This window comes from Streptomyces sp. BK208 (assembly GCF_004364245.1).
In the GTDB taxonomy this organism is placed as follows: domain Bacteria; phylum Actinomycetota; class Actinomycetes; order Streptomycetales; family Streptomycetaceae; genus Streptomyces.
This window is the reverse complement of sequence record NZ_SOAV01000001.1, coordinates 267,225-293,397: the sequence shown is the minus strand read 5'-3', so window position 1 is coordinate 293,397 and position 26,173 is coordinate 267,225. Positions and strand designations below refer to the sequence as shown.

At 73.5% G+C, this 26,173-nt stretch carries 20 protein-coding genes; 12 read left to right on the top strand and 8 right to left on the bottom strand.

The annotated features are described in order from the left end of the window. The first annotated feature begins 66 nt into the window (after positions 1–66). From EV562_RS01355 to EV562_RS01325, 6 genes are all read left to right on the top strand, one after another. On the top strand, positions 67–660 hold the full coding sequence (locus tag EV562_RS01355; RefSeq protein ID WP_133884757.1) for a helix-turn-helix domain-containing protein: 594 nt from the start codon (positions 67–69) through the stop codon (positions 658–660). A 32-nt stretch (positions 661–692) separates the two neighbouring features. Beyond that, the gene (locus EV562_RS01350) at positions 693–1,964 is read left to right on the top strand and encodes an MFS transporter (RefSeq protein WP_133884756.1); all 1,272 of its coding nucleotides are present in this window, start codon (positions 693–695) and stop codon (positions 1,962–1,964) included. Between the two features lie 266 nt (positions 1,965–2,230). Continuing rightward, positions 2,231–3,925, top strand: a complete 1,695-nt coding sequence (locus tag EV562_RS01345; protein WP_133884755.1) for a cellulase family glycosylhydrolase — start codon at positions 2,231–2,233, stop codon at positions 3,923–3,925. Positions 3,926–4,018: 93 nt separating this feature from the next. Next, positions 4,019–4,585 carry a hypothetical protein gene (locus EV562_RS01335; RefSeq protein ID WP_243859941.1) on the top strand — a complete coding sequence of 189 codons (567 nt, stop codon included), beginning with the start codon at positions 4,019–4,021 and terminating at the stop codon, positions 4,583–4,585. Positions 4,586–4,638: 53 nt separating this feature from the next. After that, entirely contained in the window at positions 4,639–5,328 is a 690-nt protein-coding gene (locus EV562_RS01330; RefSeq protein ID WP_166661519.1) for a response regulator transcription factor, read from the top strand. Continuing rightward, positions 5,325–6,650, top strand: coding sequence for a HAMP domain-containing sensor histidine kinase (locus tag EV562_RS01325; protein ID WP_133884751.1), 1,326 nt, complete (start codon positions 5,325–5,327; stop codon positions 6,648–6,650). The genes EV562_RS01330 and EV562_RS01325 overlap by 4 nt, the downstream gene beginning before the upstream one ends. Positions 6,651–6,668: 18 nt before the next feature. On the opposite strand, the gene EV562_RS01320 is transcribed toward EV562_RS01325, so the two are convergent. Next, the gene (locus EV562_RS01320; protein WP_133884750.1) at positions 6,669–7,535 is read right to left on the bottom strand and encodes a CAP domain-containing protein; all 867 of its coding nucleotides are present in this window, start codon (positions 7,533–7,535) and stop codon (positions 6,669–6,671) included. Positions 7,536–8,033: 498 nt separating this feature from the next. Between EV562_RS01320 and EV562_RS01315 the strand changes: the two genes are divergently transcribed. The 4 genes from EV562_RS01315 (at position 8,034) to EV562_RS01300 (ending at position 14,100) form a co-directional block, all read left to right on the top strand. Further along, complete coding sequence (locus EV562_RS01315) at positions 8,034–8,312, top strand: phosphopantetheine-binding protein (RefSeq protein ID WP_133884749.1); 279 nt, start codon at positions 8,034–8,036, stop codon at positions 8,310–8,312. Beyond that, positions 8,309–9,595: a beta-ketoacyl-[acyl-carrier-protein] synthase family protein gene (locus EV562_RS01310; RefSeq protein ID WP_133884748.1), complete on the top strand. Its 1,287-nt coding sequence runs from the start codon at positions 8,309–8,311 to the stop codon at positions 9,593–9,595. The genes EV562_RS01315 and EV562_RS01310 overlap by 4 nt, the downstream gene beginning before the upstream one ends. Continuing rightward, positions 9,592–10,596: an acyltransferase domain-containing protein gene (locus tag EV562_RS01305; RefSeq protein WP_133884747.1), complete on the top strand. Its 1,005-nt coding sequence runs from the start codon at positions 9,592–9,594 to the stop codon at positions 10,594–10,596. Before EV562_RS01310 ends, EV562_RS01305 begins: the two co-directional genes overlap by 4 nt. Before the next feature lie 129 nt (positions 10,597–10,725). Beyond that, the gene (locus tag EV562_RS01300; RefSeq protein WP_133884746.1) at positions 10,726–14,100 is read left to right on the top strand and encodes a pyruvate carboxylase; all 3,375 of its coding nucleotides are present in this window, start codon (positions 10,726–10,728) and stop codon (positions 14,098–14,100) included. Between the two features lie 101 nt (positions 14,101–14,201). Here EV562_RS01300 and EV562_RS01295 read toward each other — a convergent pair whose 3' ends face one another. Then, positions 14,202–16,748 (bottom strand): discoidin domain-containing protein, encoded by a 2,547-nt coding sequence (locus EV562_RS01295; protein ID WP_133884745.1) that lies wholly within the window; start codon positions 16,746–16,748, stop codon positions 14,202–14,204. Between the two features lie 222 nt (positions 16,749–16,970). Between EV562_RS01295 and EV562_RS01290 the strand changes: the two genes are divergently transcribed. After that, on the top strand, positions 16,971–17,339 hold the full coding sequence (locus EV562_RS01290) for a hypothetical protein (protein WP_133884744.1): 369 nt from the start codon (positions 16,971–16,973) through the stop codon (positions 17,337–17,339). Positions 17,340–17,448: 109 nt separating this feature from the next. On the opposite strand, the gene EV562_RS01285 is transcribed toward EV562_RS01290, so the two are convergent. Further along, positions 17,449–18,975, bottom strand: coding sequence for a CYTH and CHAD domain-containing protein (locus EV562_RS01285; protein ID WP_133884743.1), 1,527 nt, complete (start codon positions 18,973–18,975; stop codon positions 17,449–17,451). Positions 18,976–19,003: 28 nt separating this feature from the next. Continuing rightward, on the bottom strand, positions 19,004–20,224 hold the full coding sequence (locus EV562_RS01280; RefSeq protein WP_133884742.1) for a M23 family metallopeptidase: 1,221 nt from the start codon (positions 20,222–20,224) through the stop codon (positions 19,004–19,006). Between the two features lie 655 nt (positions 20,225–20,879). On the opposite strand from EV562_RS01280, the gene EV562_RS01275 reads away from it, so the two are divergent. Next, the gene (locus EV562_RS01275) at positions 20,880–21,101 is read left to right on the top strand and encodes a hypothetical protein (protein WP_133884741.1); all 222 of its coding nucleotides are present in this window, start codon (positions 20,880–20,882) and stop codon (positions 21,099–21,101) included. 16 nt (positions 21,102–21,117) lie between these two features. Here EV562_RS01275 and EV562_RS01270 read toward each other — a convergent pair whose 3' ends face one another. The 4 genes from EV562_RS01270 to EV562_RS01255 all read right to left on the bottom strand — a co-directional run bounded on the left by EV562_RS01270 (position 21,118) and on the right by EV562_RS01255 (position 26,054). After that, complete coding sequence (locus EV562_RS01270) at positions 21,118–22,548, bottom strand: cellulose binding domain-containing protein (protein ID WP_133884740.1); 1,431 nt, start codon at positions 22,546–22,548, stop codon at positions 21,118–21,120. Between the two features lie 107 nt (positions 22,549–22,655). Beyond that, positions 22,656–24,227: a beta-N-acetylhexosaminidase gene (locus EV562_RS01265; protein WP_133884739.1), complete on the bottom strand. Its 1,572-nt coding sequence runs from the start codon at positions 24,225–24,227 to the stop codon at positions 22,656–22,658. A 112-nt stretch (positions 24,228–24,339) separates the two neighbouring features. Beyond that, positions 24,340–25,191 (bottom strand): carbohydrate ABC transporter permease, encoded by an 852-nt coding sequence (locus EV562_RS01260; protein ID WP_133884738.1) that lies wholly within the window; start codon positions 25,189–25,191, stop codon positions 24,340–24,342. Next, positions 25,188–26,054, bottom strand: a complete 867-nt coding sequence (locus EV562_RS01255) for a sugar ABC transporter permease (RefSeq protein ID WP_133885343.1) — start codon at positions 26,052–26,054, stop codon at positions 25,188–25,190. Before EV562_RS01255 ends, EV562_RS01260 begins: the two co-directional genes overlap by 4 nt. Positions 26,055–26,173 lie beyond the last annotated feature (119 nt).

Sequence of the window (26,173 nt, the reverse complement as noted above, 5' to 3'; positions counted from 1 at the left end):
TGGTCCGGTCCCGCAAATCCTGAAGCGGATATTGCGAAGTTTTCGCTTCGTAATTACGGTGGGCGCATGGGACCGAAGCACAAGCCTGAGCAGATCACCGACCTGTCGCGGTTGAGGGCCTTCATGAATCCGCTGCGGATGCGGCTGTACCGGCTGCTGTACGCGGCGGGCACCGCGACCGCCTCTCAGCTCGCCGAGCATGTCGACGAAACGCCGTCGCTGGTCAGCTACCACCTGCGCAAGCTGGCCGAGCACGGCTTCGTGACGCAGGCGAGCGCCGAGGGCGCCGACGGCCGTGAGCGGTGGTGGCAGGTGGCGTCCGAGGAGGGCTGGGGCTTCCGGGACTCGGACTTCGCGGACACACCCGAGGGGGCCGCCGCGGTCGGCGCGGTGACCCGCGGCATCTTCGACACCCGTGTCGCCCAGTACCGCACGTACCTCGACCAGAAGTCCGCCTGGGGGAAGGCGTGGTCCGACGCGTCCTTCAGCTCCGAGTGGCTGCTCGACCTCACCCCGGCCGAACTCGCCGAGATGAGCGGCGAACTGGAGGCGCTGGCCCGGCGCTGGCGCGAGCGCGGCAAGGCCGCCAAGGCGGCCGACGACGCCGAGGACCGCGAGCACGTGTCCGTGCATCTCTACGGCTTCCCCTTCCGGCCCTGACCCGGACGCCTTCCGACGTACTGGAGCCCACGATGGCCACCTCGCAGACCGTCCTGCCCGAGCACGCCCCCGTACCGGCCCACCGCGACGGCAACGTGCTGCGCTGGCTGACCGCGTACACCGTGTCCCTCGTCGGCGACAGCGTGTACTTCGCCGCCCTGGGCTGGTCCGCCCAGAAGGCCGCCGGCCCCACCGAGGTAGGGCTTGTCATGGCCTCCGCAGCGTTACCACGGGCGCTCCTCATGCTCGGTGGGGGCGTGGTGGCCGACCGGTTCGACCCCCGACGGGTGATCCTCGGCAGTGACACACTGCGCTGCCTCGTCATCCTGGCGGTGGCCGCCGGTGTCGCGCTGACGGCACCGGCCTTGTGGATCCTGGTCGGGGTTGCGCTCGTCTTCGGCGCCGTCGACGCGCTGTTCGTGCCCGCTGTCGGTGCCCTCCCGCCCCGGATCACCGCCCCCGACCAGCTGGCCCGGGTCACCGGCATGCGTATGCTGGCGACCCGCCTCAGCCAGATCGCGGGCCCGCCGACCGGCGGCCTGGCCATGGGATTCGGCGGACCCGCGGCCGCCTTCACCGTCGCCGGACTGCTCATCGCGCTGTCCCTGCCGCTCCTGCTGACGACACGCATACGGCCCCTCGGGGCCGGCGGCGCCGAGCCGGCGGAGCGCGGCACCGCGCGGCAGGAGCTGCTCGACGGCCTGCGCTACATCCGCCACCACCGCCTGCTCGGCCCGCTCGTCGCCGCCGGCGCCCTCTGCGAACTCGGCCTCACCGGCAGCCTCAACGTCGGCATGGTGCTCCTCAACGCCGAACGCGGCTGGGGCCCCTCGGGCTACGGCTGGATCATCAGCAGCTTCGGCGCGGGCGCCGCGGCCAGCGCCGCGCTGCTCGCGATCGCCGGCCGGCTGCCGCGGGCCGGCCTGTTGATGGCGGGGACGCTGCTCGTGGACTGCGCGGGGGCGGCCACGATCGGGCTGGTGCCGTCCCTGTGGCTCGCCGTGGTGCTGGCCGGGGTCGTCGGGCTGAACGCAGGTGTCTTCGGCAGTCTCAACAGCGCCCTCGTACAGACCGCGACCGACCCGGCCTACCTCGGCAGGGTCACCTCCGTCGTCATGCTCACCATGGTCGGTCTCGCCCCCCTCAGCTACCCGCTGGTCGGTGCCGCCATCGGTGCCTGGGGGGCCGCCCCGGTCTTCGTCGGCTGCGGCGTCTTCGCCGGCCTGGGCGTGGGCGTCGCCCTGGCCTCCGAAGCGGTGCGGCACGCCGAACTGCCCCGGCGGCAGCCGGGCGTGACCGTCTGAGCATCCCGACCGCGGCCCCGCCGGCCGGCCCGCGGCAGGGGCCGGCCGGTGCCCTGGGCGGGCCGGGGAACAGGAAGGGGCAGCGACAGCGAAAGGGCAGCGACAGCGAAGGGGGTGGCCCCCGCGGCACACGTCGGCAAGCGTTTTCTGTCCACCGTCTTGACGTGTACGCGGCGCAATGAGTTTCATGGGGTCTCATGTGGGAGCGCTCCCACGAGTCGCTCCCCGTCGTCGCCCGTGTCCGCACTACCCGTCCTGGAGTCGCCGTGCGCACAGCAAGACGCGATACACCAGCACCGAAGACACTCTCCGCCCGCCTGCTGACCGGCCTGGCCGCGCTGATCGGGCTGGTCGTCGCCGGTGCGCTCCTCCCGGGGGCGGCCGCGGCCCAGGCGGCCCCGGCCCGGGCGGCCGGCGCGCAGGCGGCCGGCCTGCACATCAGCGAGGGCAGGCTGCTGGAGGGCAACGGCAACGACTTCGTGATGCGCGGGGTCAACCACGCCCACTCCTGGTACCCCGGCGAGACGCAGTCGCTGGCGGACATCAAGGCGCTGGGCGCCAACAGCGTCCGGGTCGTCCTGTCGGACGGCTACCGCTGGAGCGAGAACGGCCCCGCGGACGTCGCCGCCGTGATCGGGCAGTGCAAGGCCAACCGGCTGATCTGCGTGCTGGAGGTCCACGACACCACGGGATACGGCGAGGACGCCGCGGCCGGCACCCTCGACCACGCCGCCGACTACTGGATCGGCCTCAAGGACGTGCTGGCCGGCCAGGAGGACTACGTCATCGTCAACATCGGCAACGAGCCCTGGGGCAACACCGACCCCGCCGGCTGGACCGAGCCCACCGTCGCGGCCGTCAAGAAGCTGCGCGCCGCCGGACTCCAGCACACGATCATGGTGGACGCGCCCAACTGGGGCCAGGACTGGCAGGGCGTGATGCGCGCCAACGCGCAGTCCGTGTACGACGCCGACCCCACCGGCAACCTGATCTTCTCCATCCACATGTACAGCGTCTTCGACACCGCCCAGGAGATCACCGACTACCTGGAGGCGTTCGTCGACGCGGAACTGCCCATCCTGATCGGCGAGTTCGGCGGCCCCGCCGACCAGTACGGCGATCCGGACGAGGACACCATGATGGCCACCGCCGAGCGGCTCCGCCTCGGCTACCTGGCCTGGTCGTGGAGCGGCAACACCGACCCGGTCCTCGACCTGGCGATCGACTTCGACCCGAGCAGGCTCAGCGACTGGGGCGAGCGCATCTTCCACGGCGCCGACGGCATCGCCCGGACCGCCGAAGAGGCCACGGTCTACGGCGGCGGCACCCCGGGCGACGACACCCAGGCCCCGACGGCCCCCGGCACGCCCAGGGCCACGTCGGTCACGGACACCTCCGTCACGCTCGGCTGGGCCGCCGCCACCGACGACACCGCGGTCACCGGGTACGACGTGGTCCGGGTGGCCGGCACCACGGAGACCAAGGCCGCCTCCTCGACGACCACCAGTGCCACCGTGACCGGCCTCACCGCCGCGACCCGGTACACCTTCGCCGTCTACGCCCGTGACGCGGCGGGCAACCGGTCCGCCCGCTCCGCCACCGTCGAGATCACCACCGACCAGGGCGGTGGCACCCCGGCCGGCGCCTGCTCCGTCAAGTACCGCATCGTGGGCGAGTGGCCCGGCGGCTTCCAGGGCGAGATCACCGTCCGCAACACCGGCACCGCCGCCGTCGGCCCGTGGAGGCTGGCCTTCGCCTTCGCCGACGGCCAGAGGGTCACCAACATGTGGGGAGGCACCGCCACCCAGAACGCCGGTGCGGTGAGCGTCGCCCCGGCCTCCTACACCGCCACCATCCCGGCCGGCGGCACGGTCACCCTCGGCTTCACGGGCCAGAAGGGTGCCGTCAACACCGTGCCTGCCGCCTTCAGCCTCGACGGAGCGGCCTGCGCCACCACCTGACCGCGCCCCCCGGCCGGCCGGCGGCGGTCAGGCACCGCCCCGGCGGGCCGAGGGTGACGGCGGCCGAAGGAGGCGGCGGCCGAAGAGGCGAGCGTGGTGGGACGTCACCACGACACCTCGCGGACATCGGCCCGGCTCTGCGGCTGCGTCGTCGCGGTGATCTCCGAGCGGTGGCGGCTCGCCGTGAACGTCACCGCCAGCGTCTGCGGCGCGCTCTGCCGCGTGCTCACCGTGAAGCCCTGGTTCGGCACCGCGGAGACCAGGCACACCCCGCTGCCGCCGAACCGCACGGTCGCCTTGCCGCCCTCGGACGGCACCGTGTACACCCCGGCCCCGCCCTCGCACCCCGGGTCGCCGCCACCGGCCGTCGGCCGTGGGGGAGTGGTGCGGGGGCCGGGCGTCGGCGTGGGGGTCGCAGACGGCTCGGGCGGCTTCTCGGAAGTGCGGGACGGTGTCGGACTGGGCCTCCGGCTGGTCGGCGACGGGCTCGGGGAGGGCTTCGCACTCTTCGAAACGGTGGGGCGCGCAGATGTCGGAAGCTCCTTGGGCGCCGTCTGCGCGACCGGCGCGGTCGGCCGGGTCGACCCCACCACGAAGTGGATCGTGATGATGACAGCCGTGACACTGGCCGCCGTGCAGGACAGCCAGATGATCAGGTAGCGCAGGAGGCGGGACACGACACCATAGTGACGGACCGGCTAACGTGCCTGCCCATGGCCTCCGTACTTGTCGTCGAGGACGACCCTGTGATCCGGGCCGCGCTGATCGAGGTCCTCACCGGGCACGGCTACGCGGTGAAGACCGCACACCAGGGTTTCGAGGCGCTGCGCGAGATCACCCAGAGCCCCCCGGACATCGTCGTGCTCGACCTCGGGCTGCCCGACCTCGACGGACTCGACGTGCTCCGGATGATCCGGGGCATATCGCGCGTCCCGGTGCTGGTCGCCACCGCCCGGGACGAGGAGAGCGAGATCATCAGGCTGCTCAACGCCGGGGCCGACGACTACATGGTCAAGCCCTTCTCCGGCGGCCAGCTCGCCGCCCGGCTCGCCGCCGTACTGCGCCGCTCCGCGCCCGCCGGCCCGCGGGCCGCGCGGCAGCCCGTCCTCCGGGTCGCCGACCTGCGCATCGACCCCACCGCGCGCACCGCCCACCTCGGCGACCGCGAACTCCCCCTCACCCGGCGCGAGTTCGACCTGCTCGCCTATCTGGCCGCCAACGCCGACCAGGTCATCTCGCGACAGCGCATCCTCGCCGAGGTGTGGCAGCAGCCGTACGTGGAGGACCAGACCGTGGACGTCCACCTCTCCGCCCTCCGCCGCAAAATGGGCGAGAAGGCGCGCAAACCCCGCTTCCTCCACACCGTGCGGGGCATCGGCATCAAGCTGGTCAGCGCGCCATGAGACGTGCCCTCGCCGGGATCGCCCTGGCCGTCACCTCCATGGTGGCGCTCTCCTTCCTCATCCCGCTCGCCCTCCTCGTGCGCGAACAGGCCCGCGACCGGGTCACCACCGCCGCCGAGCAGCGTGCCGCCGCCCTCTCACCGGTGCTCGCCCTCACCACCCGTCGAGCCGACGTCCAGCAGGCCGTCGCCGAACTCGGCTCCGCCGACCAGCTCGTCGTACGACTGCCCGACGGCGGCTTCATCGGGACTCCGCACGCCTCCCGGGAGGCGCTCGACCGGGCCGTACGGGGGCGCGAGACGCTCGCCGTCGACACCTCGGACGGGTGGGCGTACCTCCAGCCCGTCGTCCTGCGGGGCGACCGGGTCGCCGTCGTCGAGGCCTACGTGCCCGCCGCGGACCTCACCCGGGGCGTGACGGCCTCGTGGGGCGTGATGGCTCTGCTGGCCCTCGGCCTGGTGGGCGGCTCGGTGCTGGTCGCCGACCGGCTCGGTGCCCGGGTGGTCCGCTCCTCCCGGGGCCTCAAGCGCGCCTCGCTCGCGCTCGGCTCCGGGGACCTCGGCGTACGGGTGCGACCGGACGGTCCGCCCGAGCTCCAGGAGGCCGGAGTGGCGTTCAACACCATGGCCGACCGGGTCGTCGACCTGCTCGCCGTCGAACGCGAGCTGGTCGCGGACCTCTCGCACCGGCTGCGCACCCCGCTGACCGCGCTCTACCTGGAAGCCGACCGCATGGGCGCCACACCCGGCGCGCAGCGGGTCACCCGGGCCGCCGGGCAGCTGGAGCGCGAGCTGGACTCGATCATCGCGGCGGCGCGCACACCCCTCGCGTCGGCGCAGCTCGCCGGCGGCGCGGCGGACACGGGGAAGCCGTGCGACGTCGCCGAGGTGGTCGCCATGCGGCTGGACTTCTGGTCGGTCCTCGCCGCCCAGCAGGAGCGCCCCTTCGAGCGCTCCCTCACCCCGCGCCCGGCCCCCGTCGCCTTCCCCGAGGACGACCTCGCCGCCGTCGTCGACGCGCTGATCGGCAACGTCTTCCGGCACACCCCGCAGGGCACCCGCTTCCTCGTGCGCGTGGAACGGCGGGAGCGGCACGTGTACCTCACGGTCGACGACGCCGGGCCGGGCGTGGCGGATCCCGAGGCGGCCCTGACCCGGGGCGTCAGCGTCGGTGGTTCCACCGGTCTCGGCCTGGACATCGTGGCGCGGGCGGCCCGTACGGCGGACGGGGAACTGACGATCACCCGTGCGCCGCTCGGGGGCGCGCGGGTGAGGGTCTCGTTCGCGTTGGCGCAGGGGCGTGGGGCCGGCGGCGAACGGTGACGAGGGCGGCGGCCGGTCTCAGCGGCCGGTGCCGAAGTCCTGGGTCCACCAGGGGCCGCCGTCGCCGAAGTGCACGCCGACGCCCAGCTCCTTGAAGGAGCAGTTGAGTATGTTGGCCCGGTGGCCGGGGCTGTTCATCCAGGAGTCCATCACCGAGGCGGCGTCCGCCTGGCCCCGGGCTATGTTCTCCCCCAGCGTCGACCACCGGTAGCCGGCCGCCTCCACCCGGCTCGTCATGGTGGAGCCGTCCGGACCCGTGTGGGACATCACCCCGCTGCTCGCCATGACGTCGCTGTAGTCGTCGGCCGCGCGGGTCAGCCGGTCGTTCGCGGTGACCGGCGAACAGCCCGCCGCGGCCCGCTCCTCGTTCACCAGCGCGAGAACCTGGGCCTCGGCCCCGCCCGTCGTACCGGAACCCGAGCCGGCACCCGGCCCGCTGCCCTGCCCCGACCCGCTGCCCCCGCCGGAACCCGCGCCGCCCGATCCGTCGCCGCCGCTCTTCGTGGTGGCCCTGACGGGGGCCTCGGAAGTCGGCGCGGACGCCTTGGGGGCACTGGTCGACGGGCTCGCCGTCCGCTTCGGCTTCTTCTCCGGCGCGGCGCTCCTGCTCGGAGAACCGCTCGCCGTGACGCTCGGGCTCGCCGACGCCGACGCGAGCGGTGCCGCGCCGCCCGCCGCGTCCTCGGCGTTCGGCGCCCGGTCCGCGGCGTTCGCGGTGACCCGGTCCGAGGCGCCGCCGTCGTCGCCGTCGGTGACGGCCAGCGTGATCCCGACCCCCGCGGTCAAGGTGACGGCGCCGAGTGCCAGCGCGGTACCGCGGTGCCTGAGTCCGCCGCGGGGGCGGGCGTGGGAGCGGGACGGGCGGGCGGCTCGGCGGGAACCCATGCGCAGGACACCTCGGCTTGTCGGTCGGCTGACGGAGCCCCCGCACCCGGTGGACGCGACCGCGTCCACCGGGACCGTGGGGGGTGTTCGAGAGCCTAGGACCCGACCGGGAGGGAAACGGCCGTTCGAAGGTCATCTTCAGAAAGCCTTAAAAGAGCCGCCAAAGTCCGTTGAGGAAGCGCGGCACCACCGCACCGGCCCCCGCCCTTCCCCGGGCACACACCCCACCCGCCCCCCTTACGCACTCGGCGCCCGCCACCCTCGGTCCGCCCCGGGGCGCTTCAACGTGAAGGAAGGACACGGGTGCTCGCGAGAGCCCGTCCCGTGCACCCGATGCTCCGCCGTCCCCCCCGAGCACGGCGATTGCCGTGCCGGACGGCCGGACAGCCTGTCGGCGTGCAACCGGCAGGTCGCCGGACACCGACGGCGCGCCCCGGGGCCGGGTCCTCCCGCCCACCGCCCCGGGCGCGCCGTGCACGGACCGAGGAGGAAGCGGACATGCCGTCCAACGCCGACGAACGACAGCTGCTCGACGAACTGCGGGACCTGCTGGCCGCCACGGTCGAGGACCTGACCGTGGAGGAGGTCGATCCCGACGCCTCCCTGCAGGACGACCTGGGCGTCGACTCGCTGGCCAGGCTGGAACTGGTCGCCGCGATCGAGGACCGCTGGCAGATCGAGGTCCCCGAGGAGCAGGCGGAACAGCTCACGACGGTGCGGCAGATCGCCGCCCACCTCGCCGAAGCCGTCGCCGCCCCCGCGGGCGGCACCGCGTGAGCCCACGGCACGCGGCCGACCCCGCGCCCGAGGACCGGTCCGCCGTCGTCACGGGGCTGGGACTGACCACCGCGCTGGGCGGCGACGTGCCCACCACCTGGCAGGCCCTGCTGGGCGGCGTGTGCGGTGTCGAGCGACTCGACGTCGCGGAGCCGGAGGGGCCCGCGCAGGTGTATCTCGCGGCCCCGGCCGCGGTCGACCCCGGGACGGTCCTGCCGTCCGCCAAGGCGGCGCACTGCGACCGGGCCGCGCAGTTCGCCCTCGTCGCCGCCCGGGAGGCGGTCCGCGACGCGGGGTACCCCGACCCCGCGTCGCTCTCCGCGGACGGCTCCCGGGTCGCCGTCGTCGTCGGGGTGGGGCTGGGCGGGCTGACGAGCGTCCTGGAGCAGAACCGCCTGCTGGAGAGCCGGGGCCCGGGGCGGGTCAGCCCGCGCACCATCCCGATCATGCTGCCCAACCACCCGGCCGCCGAAGTGGGACTCATGGTGGGTGCCAAGGCCGGGGTGCACGCCCCGGTCAGTGCCTGTGCCGCCGGAGCCGAGGCGCTCGCCCAGGCCCTCGGCATGATCCGGGACGGCCGCGCCGACATCGTGGTCGCGGGCGGTGCCGAGGCCGCACTGCATCCGCTGGTCATGGCCGGCTTCGCGCGGCTGCGGGCCCTCTCCCGGCGCCACGACGACCCGAAGGGCGCCTCCAGGCCCTTCGACGCCGACCGGGACGGCTTCGTGATGGGGGAGGGCGCCGGCATGCTCGTCGTGGAGAGCGCCCGGCACGCAGCCGCCCGCGGCGCCCGCGTCCACGGCCGGCTGACCGGCGCGGGCATCACCAACGACAGCCACCACGTGGCCCGGCCCGCACCCGGCGGCATCGGCTGCGCGGACGTCGTCGGCTCGGCGCTGCACGACGCGGGACTCCTCCCGCGGCAGATCCGGCACGTCAACGCGCACGCCACCTCGACACCGCTGGGCGACCTCGGCGAGGCGCAGGCGCTGCACAGCGTCTTCGCCGCCGGAGTGGACGACGTGGCGGTCAGCGCCACCAAGGCCGCCTTCGGGCACACGCTCGGTGCCGCCGGCGCCATCGAGGCCGTCCTCACCGTCCTCGCCCTGCGGCACCGGACGGCACCGCCCGCGTGCACGCTCGAACGCGTGGATCCCGAGATCCGTCTGAACGTCGTCGGACGCACTCCCGTGGCCCTGCCCGCCGGGCCCCTCGCCGCCGTCTCCACGAGCATGGGCTTCGGCGGGCACAACGTGGCACTCGCCTTCGCCGACGCGTCATGAGGGACGACCCCCCGGCATCCCTCCCCGGCGGCACATCGCGCACCGTGCTGATGTGCCCCGGCCAGGGGGCCTACCTGCCCGGCGCCCTGCGCCACCTGAGCGAGGTCCCGTCCGTCGCCCGGGTGCTGCGCACCGTCGACGCCCGCGGCGCCGCGCTCGGCCGCACCGGCCCGCCCGTCAGCCGCCTGCTCACCGACGCCGCGGCACCCGACCCCGATCACCTGGTACGCACCGACCCCCTGGGCTTCGACCTGGCGACCTACGCCGCGGTGGTCGCCTGCGCCACCGTCCTGCTCGACCTCGCCGCACCGCCCGTGCACGCGGTGCTCGGCCACAGCGTGGGCGACCTCGCGGCGCTCACCGTGGCCGGGGCCATCACCCTCGAACAGGGAGTCCGGCTGCTGCACGTCCGCGACCGGCTGTTGCGCGAGGCGGCGCTGCCCGCGGCGGGACTGCTGGCCACCGACCTGTCCGCCGGACAGGCGGCGGACCTGCTGCGCGCCGAGGACCTGCCGCAGGTGCGGATCGCCGCCCGCAACGCCCCGCACCAGACCGTCCTGGCCGGGCCCCAGGAGCAGCTGGCCGCCGTCACCCGCACCGCCCGCGCGCTCGGCCGCCGGGCCACCCCGCTGACCAGCCGCACCGCCTACCACCACCCCCTGCTCACCGAGGTCCACCACGCCTTCCGCCGCCTGCTGCGCGCACAGCGCGTCACCCCGCCCGCGCTCCCCGTCCACACGGCCACCACGGCGGGGCCCGCCCGCACCCCGGCCCAGCTGCGCACCGTCGCCGCCGCCCACCTGACCGAGCCGCTGGCCTTCCACCGCACCCTGCGCGCGATGCGCCGGGCCGGATTCGTCACCTACCTCGACAGCGGTCCCCGGGCCCTGCTGAGCACCCTCGCCAGGGCCGGCCTGCCCGGCTGCACCACCGCCGCCCCCGCCCGCACCCCGGTCGGTGTCGACCGCATCCGCCACCGCCTCGCCGCCGCCCTCGGGTGAGGACGGCCCCGGTCCGACCCGCAGCGCCACCGGCAGGCGGCAGCACCGTGAGTGGCCCGGCTCACATGGCGTACCGAGGGCGGCGCCGACACCATGGTCTCGTCACCCGGCAGGCTGAAGGGATCAAGAATGTTCCGCAAGGTGCTGGTCGCCAACCGCGGTGAGATCGCGATCCGCGCGTTTCGGGCGGGCTTCGAGCTCGGCGCGCGCACCGTCGCCGTCTTCCCGCACGAGGACCGCAACTCGCTGCACCGGCTCAAGGCCGACGAGGCCTACGAGATCGGCGAGCAGGGGCATCCGGTGCGCGCGTACCTCTCCGTGGAGGAGATCGTCCGTGCCGCCCGCCGGGCGGGGGCCGACGCCGTCTACCCGGGCTACGGATTCCTGTCGGAGAACCCCGAGCTCGCCCGGGCCTGCGAAGAGGCCGGGATCACCTTCGTCGGGCCCAGCGCGCAGATCCTCGAACTGACCGGCAACAAGGCCCGTGCCGTGGCCGCCGCCCGCGAGGCCGGCGTGCCGGTGCTCGGCTCCTCCGCGCCCTCCACCGACGTGGACGAACTGGTGAGGGCCGCCGACGACGTCGGTTTCCCCGTCTTCGTCAAGGCGGTCGCGGGCGGCGGCGGGCGCGGCATGCGCCGGGTCGACGACCCCGCCCAGCTGCGCGAGTCCATCGAGGCGGCGTCCCGCGAGGCCGCCTCCGCCTTCGGCGACTCCACGGTCTTCCTGGAGAAGGCGGTCGTCGAACCGAGGCACATCGAGGTGCAGATCCTCGCCGACGGCGAGGGCGACGTCATCCACCTCTTCGAGCGGGACTGCTCGGTGCAGCGCCGCCACCAGAAGGTCATCGAGCTCGCCCCCGCGCCCAACCTCGACCCGGACCTGCGGGCACGCATCTGCGCCGACGCCGTGAACTTCGCCCGGCAGATCGGCTATCGCAACGCCGGCACCGTGGAGTTCCTCGTCGACCGGGAGGGCAACCACGTCTTCATCGAGATGAACCCGCGCATCCAGGTGGAGCACACGGTCACCGAGGAGGTCACCGACGTCGACCTCGTCCAGTCCCAGCTGCGCATCGCCGCCGGGGAAACACTCGCGGACCTCGGGCTGTCCCAGGAGAACATCACCCTGCGCGGGGCCGCCCTGCAGTGCCGCATCACCACCGAGGACCCGGCCAACGGCTTCCGCCCGGACACCGGCCGCATCAGCGCGTACCGCTCGCCCGGCGGTTCCGGCATCCGCCTCGACGGCGGCACCACCCACGCCGGTACGGAGATCAGCGCGCACTTCGACTCGATGCTGGTCAAGCTCTCCTGCCGGGGGCGCGACTTCACCACCGCCGTGAACCGCGCCCGGCGCGCGGTCGCCGAGTTCCGCATCCGCGGCGTCGCCACCAACATCCCGTTCCTCCAGGCGGTCCTGGACGACGCCGACTTCCAGGCCGGACGCGTCACCACCTCCTTCATCGAGCAGCGCCCGCACCTGCTCACCGCCCGGCACTCCGCGGACCGCGGCACCAAGCTGCTGACCTACCTCGCCGACGTCACCGTGAACAAGCCGCACGGCGAGCGCCCCGCGCTGATCGACCCGCTGACCAAGCTGCCGACGGCGCCGGCCGGTGAACCCCCGTCCGGATCACGCCAGTCGCTGGCCGAGCTGGGCCCCGAGGGCTTCGCCCGGCGGCTGCGCGAGTCCTCCACCATCGGCGTCACCGACACCACCTTCCGCGACGCCCACCAGTCCCTGCTCGCCACCCGGGTGCGCACCAAGGACATGCTCGCCGTGGCGCCCGTCGTCGCCCGCACCCTGCCGCAGCTGCTGTCCCTGGAGTGCTGGGGCGGCGCCACCTACGACGTCGCCCTGCGCTTCCTCGCCGAGGACCCCTGGGAGCGGCTGGCCGCGCTGCGCGAGGCGGTGCCCAACATCTGCCTCCAGATGCTGCTGCGCGGGCGCAACACCGTGGGCTACACCCCGTACCCGACCGAGGTGACCGACGCCTTCGTGCAGGAGGCCGCCGCCACCGGCATCGACATCTTCCGCATCTTCGACGCCCTCAACGACGTCGAGCAGATGCGGCCCGCCATCGAGGCGGTGCGGCAGACCGGCACCGCCGTCGCCGAGGTCGCGCTGTGCTACACCGCCGACCTGTCCGACCCCTCCGAGCGGCTCTACACCCTCGACTACTACCTGCGGCTCGCCGAGCAGATCGTGAACGCCGGCGCCCACGTGCTGGCGATCAAGGACATGGCCGGCCTGCTGCGCGCCCCGGCCGCCGCGACTCTGGTCTCCGCGCTGCGCCGGGAGTTCGACCTGCCGGTGCACCTGCACACCCACGACACCACCGGTGGTCAGCTGGCCACCTACCTGGCGGCGATCCAGGCCGGCGCGGACGCCGTCGACGGGGCGGTGGCGTCCATGGCCGGGACCACCTCCCAGCCCTCGCTGTCGGCGATCGTGGCCGCCACCGACCACACCGACCGGCCCACCGGGCTCGACCTCCAGGCCGTCGGCGAGCTGGAACCGTACTGGGAGAGCGTCCGCAAGGTCTACGCCCCCTTCGAGGCGGGCCTCGCCTCCCCGACCGGCCGCGTCTACCACCACGAGATCCCCGGCGGGCAGCTCTCCAACCTGCGCACCCAGGCCGTCGCGCTCGGTCTCGGCGACCGCTTCGAGGACATCGAGGCCATGTACGCCGCCGCCGACCGGATGCTGGGCCGCCTGGTGAAGGTCACCCCGTCCTCCAAGGTGGTCGGTGACCTGGCGCTGCACCTGGTGGGCGCCGGCGTGTCCCCGGCGGACTTCGAGGCGGAGCCCGGCCGGTTCGACATCCCCGACTCCGTCGTCGGCTTCCTGCGCGGCGAGCTGGGCACCCCGCCCGGCGGCTGGCCCGAGCCGTTCCGCACCAGGGCGCTGCGGGGCCGCGCCGAGGCGAAGCCGCCGGCCGAGCTGTCCGCGGACGACCGCACCGGTCTCGACGAGGACCGCCGGGCCACGCTCAACCGGCTGCTGTTCCCCGGGCCGGCCCGCGAGTTCGACACCCACCGCGCCTCGTTCGGTGACACCAGCGTCCTCGACAGCAAGGACTTCTTCTACGGGCTGCGCCCGGGCAAGGAGTACACGGTCGACCTCGACCCCGGCGTCCGGCTGCTCATCGAGCTGCAGGCGGTCGGCGACGCCGACGAGCGCGGCATGCGCACCGTGATGTCCTCCCTGAACGGCCAGATCCGCCCGATCCAGGTCCGCGACCGGTCGGCGGCCTCCGACGTGCCGGTGACGGAGAAGGCCGACCGGGCGGACCCCGGTCACGTCGCCGCGCCGTTCGCCGGTGTGGTGACCCTCGCCGTCGCGGAGGGCGACGAGGTGGAGGCCGGGGCCACCCTGGCCACCATCGAGGCGATGAAGATGGAGGCCTCCATCACCGCCCCGAAGTCCGGCACGGTGACCAGGCTCGCCATCAACCGCATCCAGCAGGTCGAGGGGGGCGACCTCCTCGTGCAACTCGCCTGAGCGGCACGGGCTTTTGCCCCCGGACGTGTGTGACGCGCCCCGCGGTCCAGCGGGGCGCGTCACGCGTACGCGGGCTCCTCATCCGGCCCGCTCGTCGCCGGTCACGGGAACTGGACGACCTTGGAGGGCACGGTGCTCGTCCCCGACGTGCCCGCGCCGGTGTCGTTGATGACGTGGCGGTACTGGCCCATGCCGCCCAGGGAGATCACCTGGAGGTTGCGCATCCTGACGCCCGTCTTGACCGGCACCTGGAAGCCGTGGTGCTGGACGATGCCCGGGTCGGCGGTGAAGTTGCAGTAACTGCCCAGCGCCACCGCGTCGTGCACGTTCACCGAGTCGGCGACCTTGTAGGCCGCGTAGCCGACGATGCCGTCATGGGTGATGGCGGCCGCGTTCGGGGCGTCGTAGGCCTTCTCGTTCTGGAAGAAGATGGTGCGGCCGCGTTCACCGCTCCAGTAGACGTCGTACTTGTTGAAGTGCTCGACGAACAGGCCGGTCGCGAGGACGTCGTCGCCGTTGACCCGCAGGCCGTAGTCGGCGCGGTTGGTCTCCCAGCCGACGCCCTCGCCGTGGTCGGCGCGCCAGATCCAGGTGTGGTCGATGATCACGTCGTCGCTGTCGACCACGACGGAGTCGGTTGCCTTGCCGGGGCCCGCGCCGCCCACGCGGATGAACACGTCCTGCATGGTCGTGGGGTTGGCGGAGTGGTCGGCGTTGCCGCCCGGCGTGCCGATGCGCAGCAGCGCGGCCGAGTTCACCGGACCCGCGTCGATGAGGAAGCCCGCGAGCCGCACGCCGTCGACGTCGGCCACGTGCATGGCGTCGACGCCGCCGTCCGGGATGATAGTGGCGAGCCCGAGGCCCAGCACGACGGTGTTCGCACGGTCGACCTCGATGGTCTGGTCGATGTGGTAGACACCGGGCGTGAACAGCAGGTTGAGGCCCTGGTCGAGTGCGGCGTTGATGGTCGCCGCCGTCGCGCCGGGCTTGACGACGTAGAACTGGCTGAGCGGCAGGGAGGTGCCGCCGGCGTTGGCGGGCCAGGAGACGCCGCGCGCGTTGGTGCGCTTGGCGGGCACGCGCACCTTGTACTCGTTGCCGTCCAGGTAGAGGAAGGGCTTCTCGCGGGAGACCGGCGTGGTGTCGAGCGTGGTGTACGGACCGGTCTCGAAGTTGCTCGCCGGCGCGCCCTCGACGCCCGTGAACGTCATGTTCCACACGCCGTTGGTCCAGCCGCCGACCGAGCTGTCCCGGGTGTACCACTGCTGCTGGGAGTAGGGGCCGACGGTGCCGTCGACCTTGGAGTCGGCGATGTAGCCGCCGGAGGCCCAGCCGTAGCCGTTGGGTGCGAGGTTGAGGCCGCCCTTGACGTGGATCCGGCGGAAGGGAGCCGCCTGGGCGACCGCCCAGCGGTCGGTGCCGTTGGACGGCGTGATGGCGAGGTTCTCGGCCGAACGCCAGAAGTTCTGCGTGGCGTTGCCGTTGAACCAGCCCGCGTCCACGGTGATGTCACCGTTGATCTGCGTGTCGTCCGGGTTGAGGCCGAGACCGGAGATGGAGGTGTAGAAGCCGACCTGTGCGTTGATCCCGTTGTACGTGCCCGGCTTCATCAGGAACTGGTAGCGCCCGCTGCCGAACTGGTTGGACTCCTGCTGGGCGAAGACCTGGTCGAACTTCTGCTGGAGGTTCGGCGTGGACGGGTCCACGACGATGACGTTCGGCCCCAGGTCGCCGCCGCCCTCGACGGGGGGAGTGCCGGTGGTGCCGGTGTGCACGGCGACCTCCCACAGCGAGTAGCCGTAGCCGGTGGCGCGGGCGGTGCCGTGGATGCGGACGTAGCGGCCGGATCCGCTGACGTCGTAGGAGGACTTGCCCCCGGTGGCGCCGGTGACGCTCTTCAGCGTCTGCCAGTTCTGTCCGTCCGAGGACGCCTCGATCCGGAAGTCCTTGGCGTAGGCGGCCTCCCAGTTCAGGTCCACCTTGCACAGGTCCTTCACGGCGCCCAGGTCGACCCGCACCCACTGCGGGTCGGAGGCCTGGCTGGACCAGCGGGTGCCGGCGTCGCCGTCGAAGGCCGCGGCGGCGGGGGTTCCGGCGTTCTCCACGGAGGAGGCCGAAGCCGGCTTGCCCTGCGCGGCGTTGGCGCTGTCGCACGAGCCGCCCGGCGTGGTGCCGCCGGTAGTGCCGAAGACCTGGAACTCCCACAGGGAGTAGCCCCACGCGGTGGCCCGGTGCACGCCCTGCATGCGGACGTAGCGGGCCTGGCCGGAGACGTCGAGCGTGTCGGTGCCGCCGTCGCCGCCGGTGACCGTCTTCGCGTCGGTCCAGGTGCTTCCGTTCTGGGACAGCTGGATCTTGTAGTCCTTGCCGTAGGCCGCCTCCCAGTTGAGGACGACCCGGTTGACCGAGGCGGTGGCGCCGAGGTCGACCTGGAGCCACTGGTCGTCACCGGGGGCGGACGACCACCGGGTGTTCGCGTCGCCGTCGACGGCGTTGCCGGACGGCGTTGCGGCGTTCTCGGCCGACGACGACGTGGCCGTCCGGCCCTGGGAGAGGGGGGTGTCGGCCGCGGTGGCCGTCATCGGGGCGGGAAGGGTGACGAGCGCGGCCGTGGCGACGAGCGCGACACCCAGGGATCTCAGTCTCATGCGCGAGCTTTCTGCGGAAACGGACAGGACCGGGCAACCGCCGGACACAGCGGCTTAGTTCAAGGTGTGATTTAAGTGGTGAGCCATTGATCCGGCAAGACTTCCGGCAAGACTTCGGGCAGGACTTGTCAGTGCCGTACTGAAGAATGCGCTCCATCGAGATCAACTCCGGCCGGACCGGGTAGGCGTTCTCGAGTCACTGACCTGGAAGGGCCACAGCCGATGCCGCTCACCGCAGTCGTCCGTACGCACACCGCCGCCGCCCGTGGAGCCCGGCGCCGCGCCCAGCTCGGTGCCGCCGAGGCCGAGGTCCTGCGCATCGTCACCGACGCGCGGACCCCCGTCTTCGTCACCGTGCGGGCGGACGGGCGGCGCAGGTACAGCTACTGGCGCCCGCTGGACTCCACGACCGGCCGGGGCGGTTGCTACGCGGCGCTGCCGACCGCGGAGTGCGACGCCCTGCACGCCGCGGGCCGGATCACGCTGGGCGAGCCGCTCGCCGACCCGGACCGGATCACCTACCGTGTCAGCGCCACCCGCACCCCGGCGGCGCCGCTGCGCGCGGTGCCGGACCGGGCGCGCGCGGCCTGAGCGCGGACCGCCCTCCGCGCAACGCGACGCGCGCGGCCCGCCCTCCGCGCGGCACGGGCCGCAGGACCCGCCCTCCGCGCGGCGCGGCCCGCCCGGGACGCGCCGCCGGTCAGTGGTCGAGCGGTGCCCGCAGTGCGGGATCCGACGCCGCCCGCCACACCTCGGGCACCTCCCGCTGCCGGGCGTCGGCCCCCGCCCGCTCCCGGCCGTGCAGCACTCCCCACGTGAACGCGGACTCGCCCGCCCCGTGCGCGGCCACCGCAAGCTCCCGCAGGGTGTCCTGGGCGACCACGGCGTCCTGGTGCTCCCCGAGCAGCTTCTGCACCGCCTTGGCCCGCTTGCCGAGCCGGGCCACCGGCTTGCCGAGGGCGGGACGGGCCACCTCGGCGGCGTAGCGGAGCTTCTTGGCCGCCTTGCGCGCCTCGTGCAGCCCCGTCTCCCGCGACCGGCCGGCCGGCTGCGCGAGCGCTTCCTCCATGCGTCCGGCGAGACGGCCGTACTCCTTGAGCACCGCCTTGGCCATGACGCGGGCGGGCTTCCCCGCCGCCTTGGCGCGCAGCGGCGGCTGCCGGACCAGGGCGTCGAGTGCGTCCAGCAGGCGCAGATAGCGTGCGGTGGCCAGGGCCTCCCGGGTGCGGGAGCGCACCTCTCCGCCCCGGGCCACGTCCCAGACGCGCAACCGGGCGGCGACGGGGCCGAGCACCAGTTCGCCGGGCAGCTCCCCCAGCGCGGCGCCGATCCGTTCGCTCAACACCTCCTGGTCGCGCGCCACGCCCAACTCTCCAGCCAACCACCGCAGTTCATCCCGCAGGGGATCGGTGGCCCGCCGGTCGAGCACCGACCGGTAGGACCGCAGGCAACTGCGCAGCCGCCGGCACGTGACACGCATCTGGTGGACGGCGTCGGGAGCGTCACGGCGGACCGCCGGGTCCAGCGACACCAGCTTGCCGACCTGCTCGTCCAGGTACCCGAGCACGTACGCACCGGGCGACCCGGCGACCACCCGATCCGGGCGCGATCGTTCCACCGAGCGCCCCGTCTCCCGCAGCGCCCGGGCGAGTTTGGACGGGCTGTCGGCGCGGACGATCCCCTTCTTGCGCAGCTTCTTCTCGACGACGTCCAGCAGTCCGGCGTGGACGCCGTCGGTGAGCTCGACCTCCAGCTCGGCCCATGCGGCACGGCCACCGCCGCCCGCCGTCGCCTCCGCCCGCACCTCGTCGAGGCTCAGCTCGGCGAGCACCCCGCCCTCCGCGTCGCGCAGCTGCCGCACGGTCCGGGTGGAGCGGATCCGCACGACCGGACGCAGCGGGGCACCCCGGGTACGGGACAGGGCCAGCTCGCGCAGCGACTCCGGCACCTCGTCCGACAGGGGAGCCGACACCTCCTCCCGTGTGTCCCCGGCCGACGGCAGCTTCAGGTGCCACCCCGCGTCCCGACCGCCCGTACGGCGGCGCAACGTCACCGAGGACGCGGCGAGCCGCAGGTCCTCGGTGTCGTGGTACACCGCGTCGAGTTCCTCGGGCCCGCCCCCGGTGACCGAGGCGACCGGACCGGCGCCGGTGAGGTCGGGCAACCCGGCGACACCGTCGGAGGGCGGCTCGTACTTCCGCTCTGTCTCGCGCTTCGACTGGGTCATGCTGAGTCTTTTGACACGATCCGCCGGATCAAACCCCGCTCGCGACGACCCAGGGGCGCGGATCGGTGTAGTACCCGTCGACGACGACCTCGAAGTGCAGGTGGGGGCCGGTGGACAGACCGGTGGAGCCCACCCGCCCGATCGGGGCCCCCGCCTCCACGTTCTGTCCCACGGCCACGCCCAGCGAGGAGAGGTGACTGTAGGTCGTCTCCACCCGCTTGCCCTGGATGGTCCCGTGGTCGATCACGACGCGGTTGCCGTACGCGCTGGTGAGCGCGGCGAACACGACGCGCCCGCGGCGCGCCGCCACGACCTGTGCGCCCTGCGGCGCGGCGAAGTCCACGCCGGTGTGCAGCTTGGTCACCCCGGTCAGCGGGTGCTCGCGCGACCCGTAGGGCGAGGTGATGGTGAGCGGACTGACCGGCGCGGTCAGCAGGGCGCCGGCGGCACCGGCCGCGCCGCCGCCCGTGTCCTCGCGGTCGAGCGCCTCGTAGCGCGGCAGCAGGCCCTGGACCTCGCCGAGGTAGGTCTTCGCCGCCGCCGGTGCCTTCCCCGCCTCCGTCACGGCCTCCGGACCCACGGCGTAGGCGGCGAGGGTCAGTTCCACCAGGTCGCCGTTGATCCTGCCCTCGGTGCGCAGCTCGGTCACCTGCTCGGCCAGCGAGCAGTCCCGCCGGCCCAGCGCCATGATGGCGTCCGCCGGATCGCGCGGCGAGGACCGGCCGTTGCCGTCGTCGTCCTTGCCCCAGGTCCGCCACTCGTCGTCGGTGAAGGCGGCGATGCCCTTCTGGCCGGAGAGTTCGTCCGAGTCGTCGCTCCAGCCCGAGAGCTGGTCGATCTGCGCGGCGAGCACGGACGGGCGCAGGACGGTGCAGCCCGAGGCCGCCTTGCGCAGCCACGGGAGATACGAGGGGTCGACGTCGACCGCCGCGGAGGGGTCGGCGGCGGAGTCGTCGTCGGGCCACGGGTTCGGCAGCCCGCCCAGTGCCAGGAAGGCGGCCACGCCGGTGACGGTCACCAGGGCCGGCAGCAGCAACAGGGTCACCGGTCCCGGCCCGCGCCGCTTTCGCCCGGGGGTCCGCTCCGGCCGCTCCGGCCGCTCCGGCCGCTCCGGCCGCTCCGGCCGCTCCGGCCCATCGGGGTCCGGTCGTTCCGGCCGGTCGAGGTCCGGCCGGTCAGGTCCCGGTCCCGGTCCCGGGTCGGCCGCGCCGCCGATGGTCCGGGCCTCGGTCAGCCGCTCGTCGTTCATCTGGCCGCTCGCCGGGACGTGGTGCTCACGAGGGGACGCTATCGCCGCCCGTCCGCGGGCGTCAGGAGCCGCCGAGGCAGAGGGAGGTGCCCGAACGGGCAGGCCGGCCGCGACCGCAGGCCGCGACCTCACCCCGCGTGGGGCGGACCGCCAGGACCGCGATGTCGTCCGTGCTGTCCGTCCCGCAGCGCACTCCTTCGCGGCGCACCCCGCCCCGGGCGGCACTCCTGTGCGCCGGCCGGGTGAAGGCATCCGGCGCGGGGCCGGGGCCGAGCCCGAGTCGGGGCCGGGGGAGGGGGGCGTGGCGGCCGCGACGACGCCGGGTCTGGCAGGCGCCCTGTTACTCCGATAGCTTGCTGGTGCGGCCCCGCGTTCTCCCCCGTACGCGGGGCCGCACCAGCGTGCCGCGTGCCGGCCCGCTCGGCATGCCGACCGTGCCGGCGGGCGAGCACGCCCCACCGTCCCGGCGACGACGGGCCCCCGTGGGGCGCGGACCTGTCGTCACAAGCCGCCGGATCTCTCTCCCCATCTCGATGCGTCGGTCCGCGGCTGCCCGGGAACGAGGGAAGCGGGCCGTCGGGAGCCGTGATCACGGTGCTCCCGCGGGACTGGTAGCGTCGCGTGGTCGCGGCGGGCGCGAGAGAGGTGTCGGTGCGTGGGAGAGCGGCAGGACCGTGAGTGGGTGGCGATGACGCCCGGCGACTTCGACCGGGACGCTCCCCTGGTCCTCAACGTGGGCACGGGGCCGGCCACCGTCCCGGCCGAGCCCGACGAGTACGGCACCGCCCCGCTGTTCGGCGAGACGACCGCGCCCTCCGGCAACCGGCCGCGCAGTCGGCGGGGACGGCCCGCGCCCGGTCAGGAGCGGCTGTTCTGACCGTCCCCGCCGGGGATCAGGAGGCGGGCACCTCGTCCACGAACCGGGTACCGGCGGCACGGTACCCGGCGACCTTCGCGGCGACCTGGGCCGGGCCCAGCACCTGGTCCTTGACGTGCAGGACGTAGTCGACCTGCTGGTCGTAGGCGCGCGGGGCCGTCGACGTCTGGCCGTTCAGGTCGATCAGCCACTGGTTGAAGTTGATCGACATGGGCCGCTCGGGCAGGTACTGCGCGTCGTGCGTGCCGAACGGCTGCCCGTCCACGTAGTAGGTGATGGCGCTGTTGTCGATGGTCACCACCAGGTCGTGCCAGCCGGCGTAGCTGCTGCGCTGTTCGGAGTGCTGGTTGACGGCCTGCCAGGGATCGGGGTTGTACGTTTCCCAGGAGGTCGTGTAGAGGATGTTCGACGGCTCGCCCCACCCTCCGTTCGGCAGGTACTCGAAGTCGTACTCGGCGTAGTCGTCGGCCATCGGCGCCTTGAGGTCGTTGATGGTGAAGAAGGTCTGCACCAGGTGGTCCCCGTCGGGCCCCGACCTCGGCGCGTCGGAGAACTTCACGCGGGCGGCGTACGTTCCGTTCCTGAACTTCGTGGACTTCGTCAGGACCTCGGTCTGCGTGGTCGACGCGCCGGTGCCGGCCGTGGAGGTCTCCAGGTTCATCACCGAGTTGCCGCCACTGGAGACGAAGGTGACCTTCGACGGGTCCCACGTCGCGCCGGGGACGCCGGGACCGCCGCTGTTGGACCGCACGTTCCAGCCGTGCGCGGAGAGCGCGGGGTCGGTGTGCGAGGCGTAGTCGAAGTCGTCGAACAGGGTCTGACCGCCGCCGGGCGGGTCCGTCGGGTCCGTCGGATCGGTGGGGTCCGTGGGGTCGTTGCCCTCGGGGGCCGCGCCCCAGACGGTGGCGCCGGCGAGCTGGGCGGTGACCTTGTCCCAGTTCGCGTACGCGGTCTGCGCCCCGTTGAACGAGTAGTCGTCGCTCTGCCGCAGCGTCTGCCAGTTGCTCTGGTAGAAGCGCAGTTGCAGGTCGCCGGTGTCCGCGCCGGGCGCCAGGGTGCCGGCCGCCGCGGTGAAGCCGATCTCCAGGTAGCGGTCGGCCGTCGCGGTCGGACTGCTCAGGGTGCCGAACGTGCCGGTGACGGCGGAGCAGCCGCGTACCGCCCAGGAGCAGGCGAAGCGGTAGGACGCGGTCGGCGAGTCCGCCTTGAAGTAGTAGCGGATCTTCACCTGGCTCAGCTGCACGGTGGACGAGCCGGTGTTGCGGACCTTGAACCAGGGTTCCGTCTGGTCGGCGGTGGCTCCGCTCGCGCTGGTGCGGTACTGGACGCTGAGACCGTCGGCCGCCGAGGCCGCCTGGGCGGGAAGGGCGGTCAGCGCACCGCCGCCCATCAGTACGGCCAGGGCGAGCGCCAGACGGGCGCGGCCCGCGGTGGGTCGGATTCTCATCCGGGTTCCTTTCGGCAGGCTCCCGCCGGTGCGGGAGCGTCGGTGGGTAGTGCGTGGTGCGGGGTGCGGGGGTGATGCTTTCGGCCGCCGGACGTCGGGGCGCCGGTTCAGCGCACGCCGCTGACGCGGGGCGGCAGCGGGGCGGGGGCGGGCGGCTCGGCGTGCGGGACGGCCAGGGCGTCGAGACGTGCCCGGTGTCCGGCCAGCCGCGTCGTGAAGTCCCGCCAGCCCGAAGCGCCGTCCCAGACCCGGTCGGCGAGCGCGCACAGCCGCGGGAAGGTGAGGTACTCGATGTGCTCCGGCGTCCGGACGAACTCCGTCCACAACTGGCCCTGGGCGCCCAGCACCCGGGACGCCGCCTCCGGCGTCGGCGGCGCGAGGTCCACGGCGTGGACGGCGCGCAGGCCGACGATCTCGCCGGGCTGCGCGAGCGGTTCCCCGGGGCCGGGACCGCGCGCGTAGTCGAAGTAGGTCGCGCGGTGGTCGGCGTGGACGACCCGGTGCCCGCGCAGCGCCGCCGCCCGGGCGTGCGCGGGGTCACGCCAGCTCATCACCGTGCAGTCCAGCGGCAGGGTGACGCCGCTCTCGGCCCACACGACCGGCCGGCGCCCCGCGCGCACCAGGTGCTCGCTCATGCGCGCGATGAACCAGGGGTGCAGCGCGCGTGGTCCCGCCAGCCCCTCCCGGGCGGCGCGGGCACGAGCCTGCGCACTCAGCTCCCACTCCGTGGTGGGGACCTCGTCCCCGCCGATGTGCAGGTACGGCGAGGGGAAGACGTCCATCACCTCGTCCAAGACGGTGCGGAAGAAGTCCAGGACGTGGTCGCCGGTGCCCAGCACGTTCTCGCACACGCCCCAGTGCGTCCACACGTCCAGCCGGCGGGCGGGGTCGGTGCCCAGCTCGGGGTGGGCGGCCAGCGCGGCGCGGACATGCCCCGGCGCACCCGTCTCCGGCACCACGCTCACCCCTCGCTCGGCCGCGTACGCGACCAGGCCCCGCAGCTCCGCCCGGGTGTAGGAGCCGCCGTGCGGGACACCGTCGAAGCGGTCGCTGCCCGCGGGACCCACCATCGACTCCGCCCGGTGTCCGCCGACCTCGGTGAGCCGGGGGTGCGCGGCCACCGGCATCCGCCAGCCCTGGTCGTCGGTGAGGTGCAGGTGGAAGACGTTCAGCTTGTGCAGCGCCAGCAGGTCGACGTAACGGCGCAGGTAGGACACCGGCTGGAAGTGCCGGGCCACGTCGAGCATGGAGCCGCGCCAGGAGTGGCGGGGTACGTCGGTGATCTCCACGGCCGGCAGTTCCCACGACACCCCGCGCACCGGCCGCCCGGACAGCGCGGCGTAGGGCAGCAGTTGCCGCACCGTCTGCACTCCGCGCAGCAGCCCGGCCGGGCGGGCGGCCCGCAGCAGGACACCCTGGGGACTCACGGTCAGCCCGTACCCCTCGTCGCCGAGCCCCGACAGGGCCGGGTCGAGGGCGAGGACGAAGGCACCGTCGGCGGTGGAGTCCAGGCGCAGACCGGTGGCCGGGGCGAGGAGGGTGCGCAGCAGGTGTGCGGCCGGGCCGGCCCCGGGGGTGACCCGCAGCCGGGTCGTCGCGTCGAGGCGGAAACGGCCGGAGCGGGTGGAGATACGGCTCGGGCGGGGGACGAGGGCCAGTTCGGGGCGTGGCAGGTCCACGGGGCGGCTCCGGTGGTCGGCGGACGCGACGGCGGTCGGGCGGCGGCGGGGGCGGGGCGAGGGCGAGGGCGAAGAGAGGGAAGGAGTGGCGCGGGTGGCGCGGGTGGCGCGGTCAGCCCTTGACGCCTCCCGACGCCAGCCCGGCCGTCACATGGCGCTGCAGAGCGAGGAAGACGACCAGCGCGGGCAGGGCGAAGAGCGTGGAGGCCGCCATGGTGGCCCCCCAGTCGGTGCCGAACGTCGACTGGAACGAGGAGAGCCACACCGGGAGCGTCCGGCTGTCCTGCTGTTTGATGATGAGGAAGTTGGCGTAGGTGAACTCGTTCCAGGCGGTGATGAAGCCGAACAGCGAGGTGGCCATGAGACCGGGGGCGAGCAGCGGGAACGCCACCCGGCGGAAGGCGCCGGCCCGGGTGCAGCCGTCCACCTGCGCCGCCTCCTCCAGCTCCGGCGGGATGCCGGCGATGAAGCCGCGCAGCACCACCACCGTGAACGGCAGCGTGATCATGAAGTAGATGAGGGTCAGCGTCGGCAGCCGGTCCAGCATCCCGGTGTCGCGGGAGATGATGTAGATCGGGATGATCAAAGACTCCCAGGGCGCCATCTGCGCGACGAACACCGCCAGCATGAACTGCCGGCGCCCGCGCCAGCGCATCCGGGCCACGGCGTAGGCCGCGCCGAGGGCGACGAGAAGGGCGAGCAGGACGGCACTCAGGGTGACCAGCAGACTGTTGCGCCAGAAGAGCCCGAAGCCGTCGGCACTCACCGCCGTGCGGAAGTGGTCGAACGTCCAGGTGCGCGGCACCAGCCGGGGATCGTAGGACTGGATGTCCGTGGACGGTTTGAAGGCCGTCGTGACCATCCAGTACACGGGGAACAGGCAGATCACCACGGTGAGCGCGGCGGCGGCGTGGAGCGGCAGGCGGCGCAGCGCGCGGCGCAGCGGGGGACGCGGGGTGCTCACAGCTGCTCGCCCTCCTGACGGAACAGTTGGCGGAAATAGAGGACCAGCACGCCGCTCATCAGCAGGACGGTGAGCATCGAGGCGGCGGAACCGAGGTCGTAACGCTGTCCCGCGAGCGCCGTCTGCACGGCGTACACCGGCAGGACGGTGGTGGCCTCGCCGGGTCCGCCGCGGGTCATCACCCAGATCTGCACGAACGCCTTGAACGTCCAGATCACTTCGAGGGACAGCACCAGCATGAAGATCGGCCGGATCAGCGGGAAGGTGACGGAGCGGAAGACGCGCACGGCCCCAGCGCCGTCCATGCGGGCCGACTCGTACAGTTCGGCAGGCACCGTGACCAGCGCCGAGTAGAGCGTGATCGCGGCGAACGGCACGGACTGCCAGACGATCAGGACCACCACGATGCCGAACGCCGCCCCGCCGTGCGCGAACCACGGGTAGCCCTCGTACGACTCGAACCCGAGGCCGGTGAGGGTCTCGTTGACGATGCCGAACTCGGAGTGGAACAGCCACTGGAACACGGTGGTGGCCGCGACCACCGGCACCGCCCAGACCAGGACCAGGGAGCTGAGGACCACGGTCCTGGCCACCCGCCCCAGCCGCTCGGTCATCAGCGCCACCAGGGTGGACAGCACCATGATCGCGGCGACGTCGACCACCATGAACACGAAGGTGCGGCGCACCACCTCCAAGAACTCCGGGTCGCCGAGCAGTGTCCGGTAGTTGCGCAGACCGACGAAGTCGGCGTCCCCCAGGATGAGTTGCCGCAGCCGGAAGTCCTGCAGGGAGATGAGCACGGCGCGGGCCAGCGGATAGAGCAGCAGGTACAGCATGCCCAGCACGGCGGGCGCGATCAGCAGGTACGGCCACGGCGATCCCCGGCCGTCCCGACCGCCGCGCCCGCCGGTGGGCCCCGCAGGCGCGGCGGGGCGCCGGGTGGCGCCGCGCGGCGTGCTCCGCTCACGGACGGTCGACACGT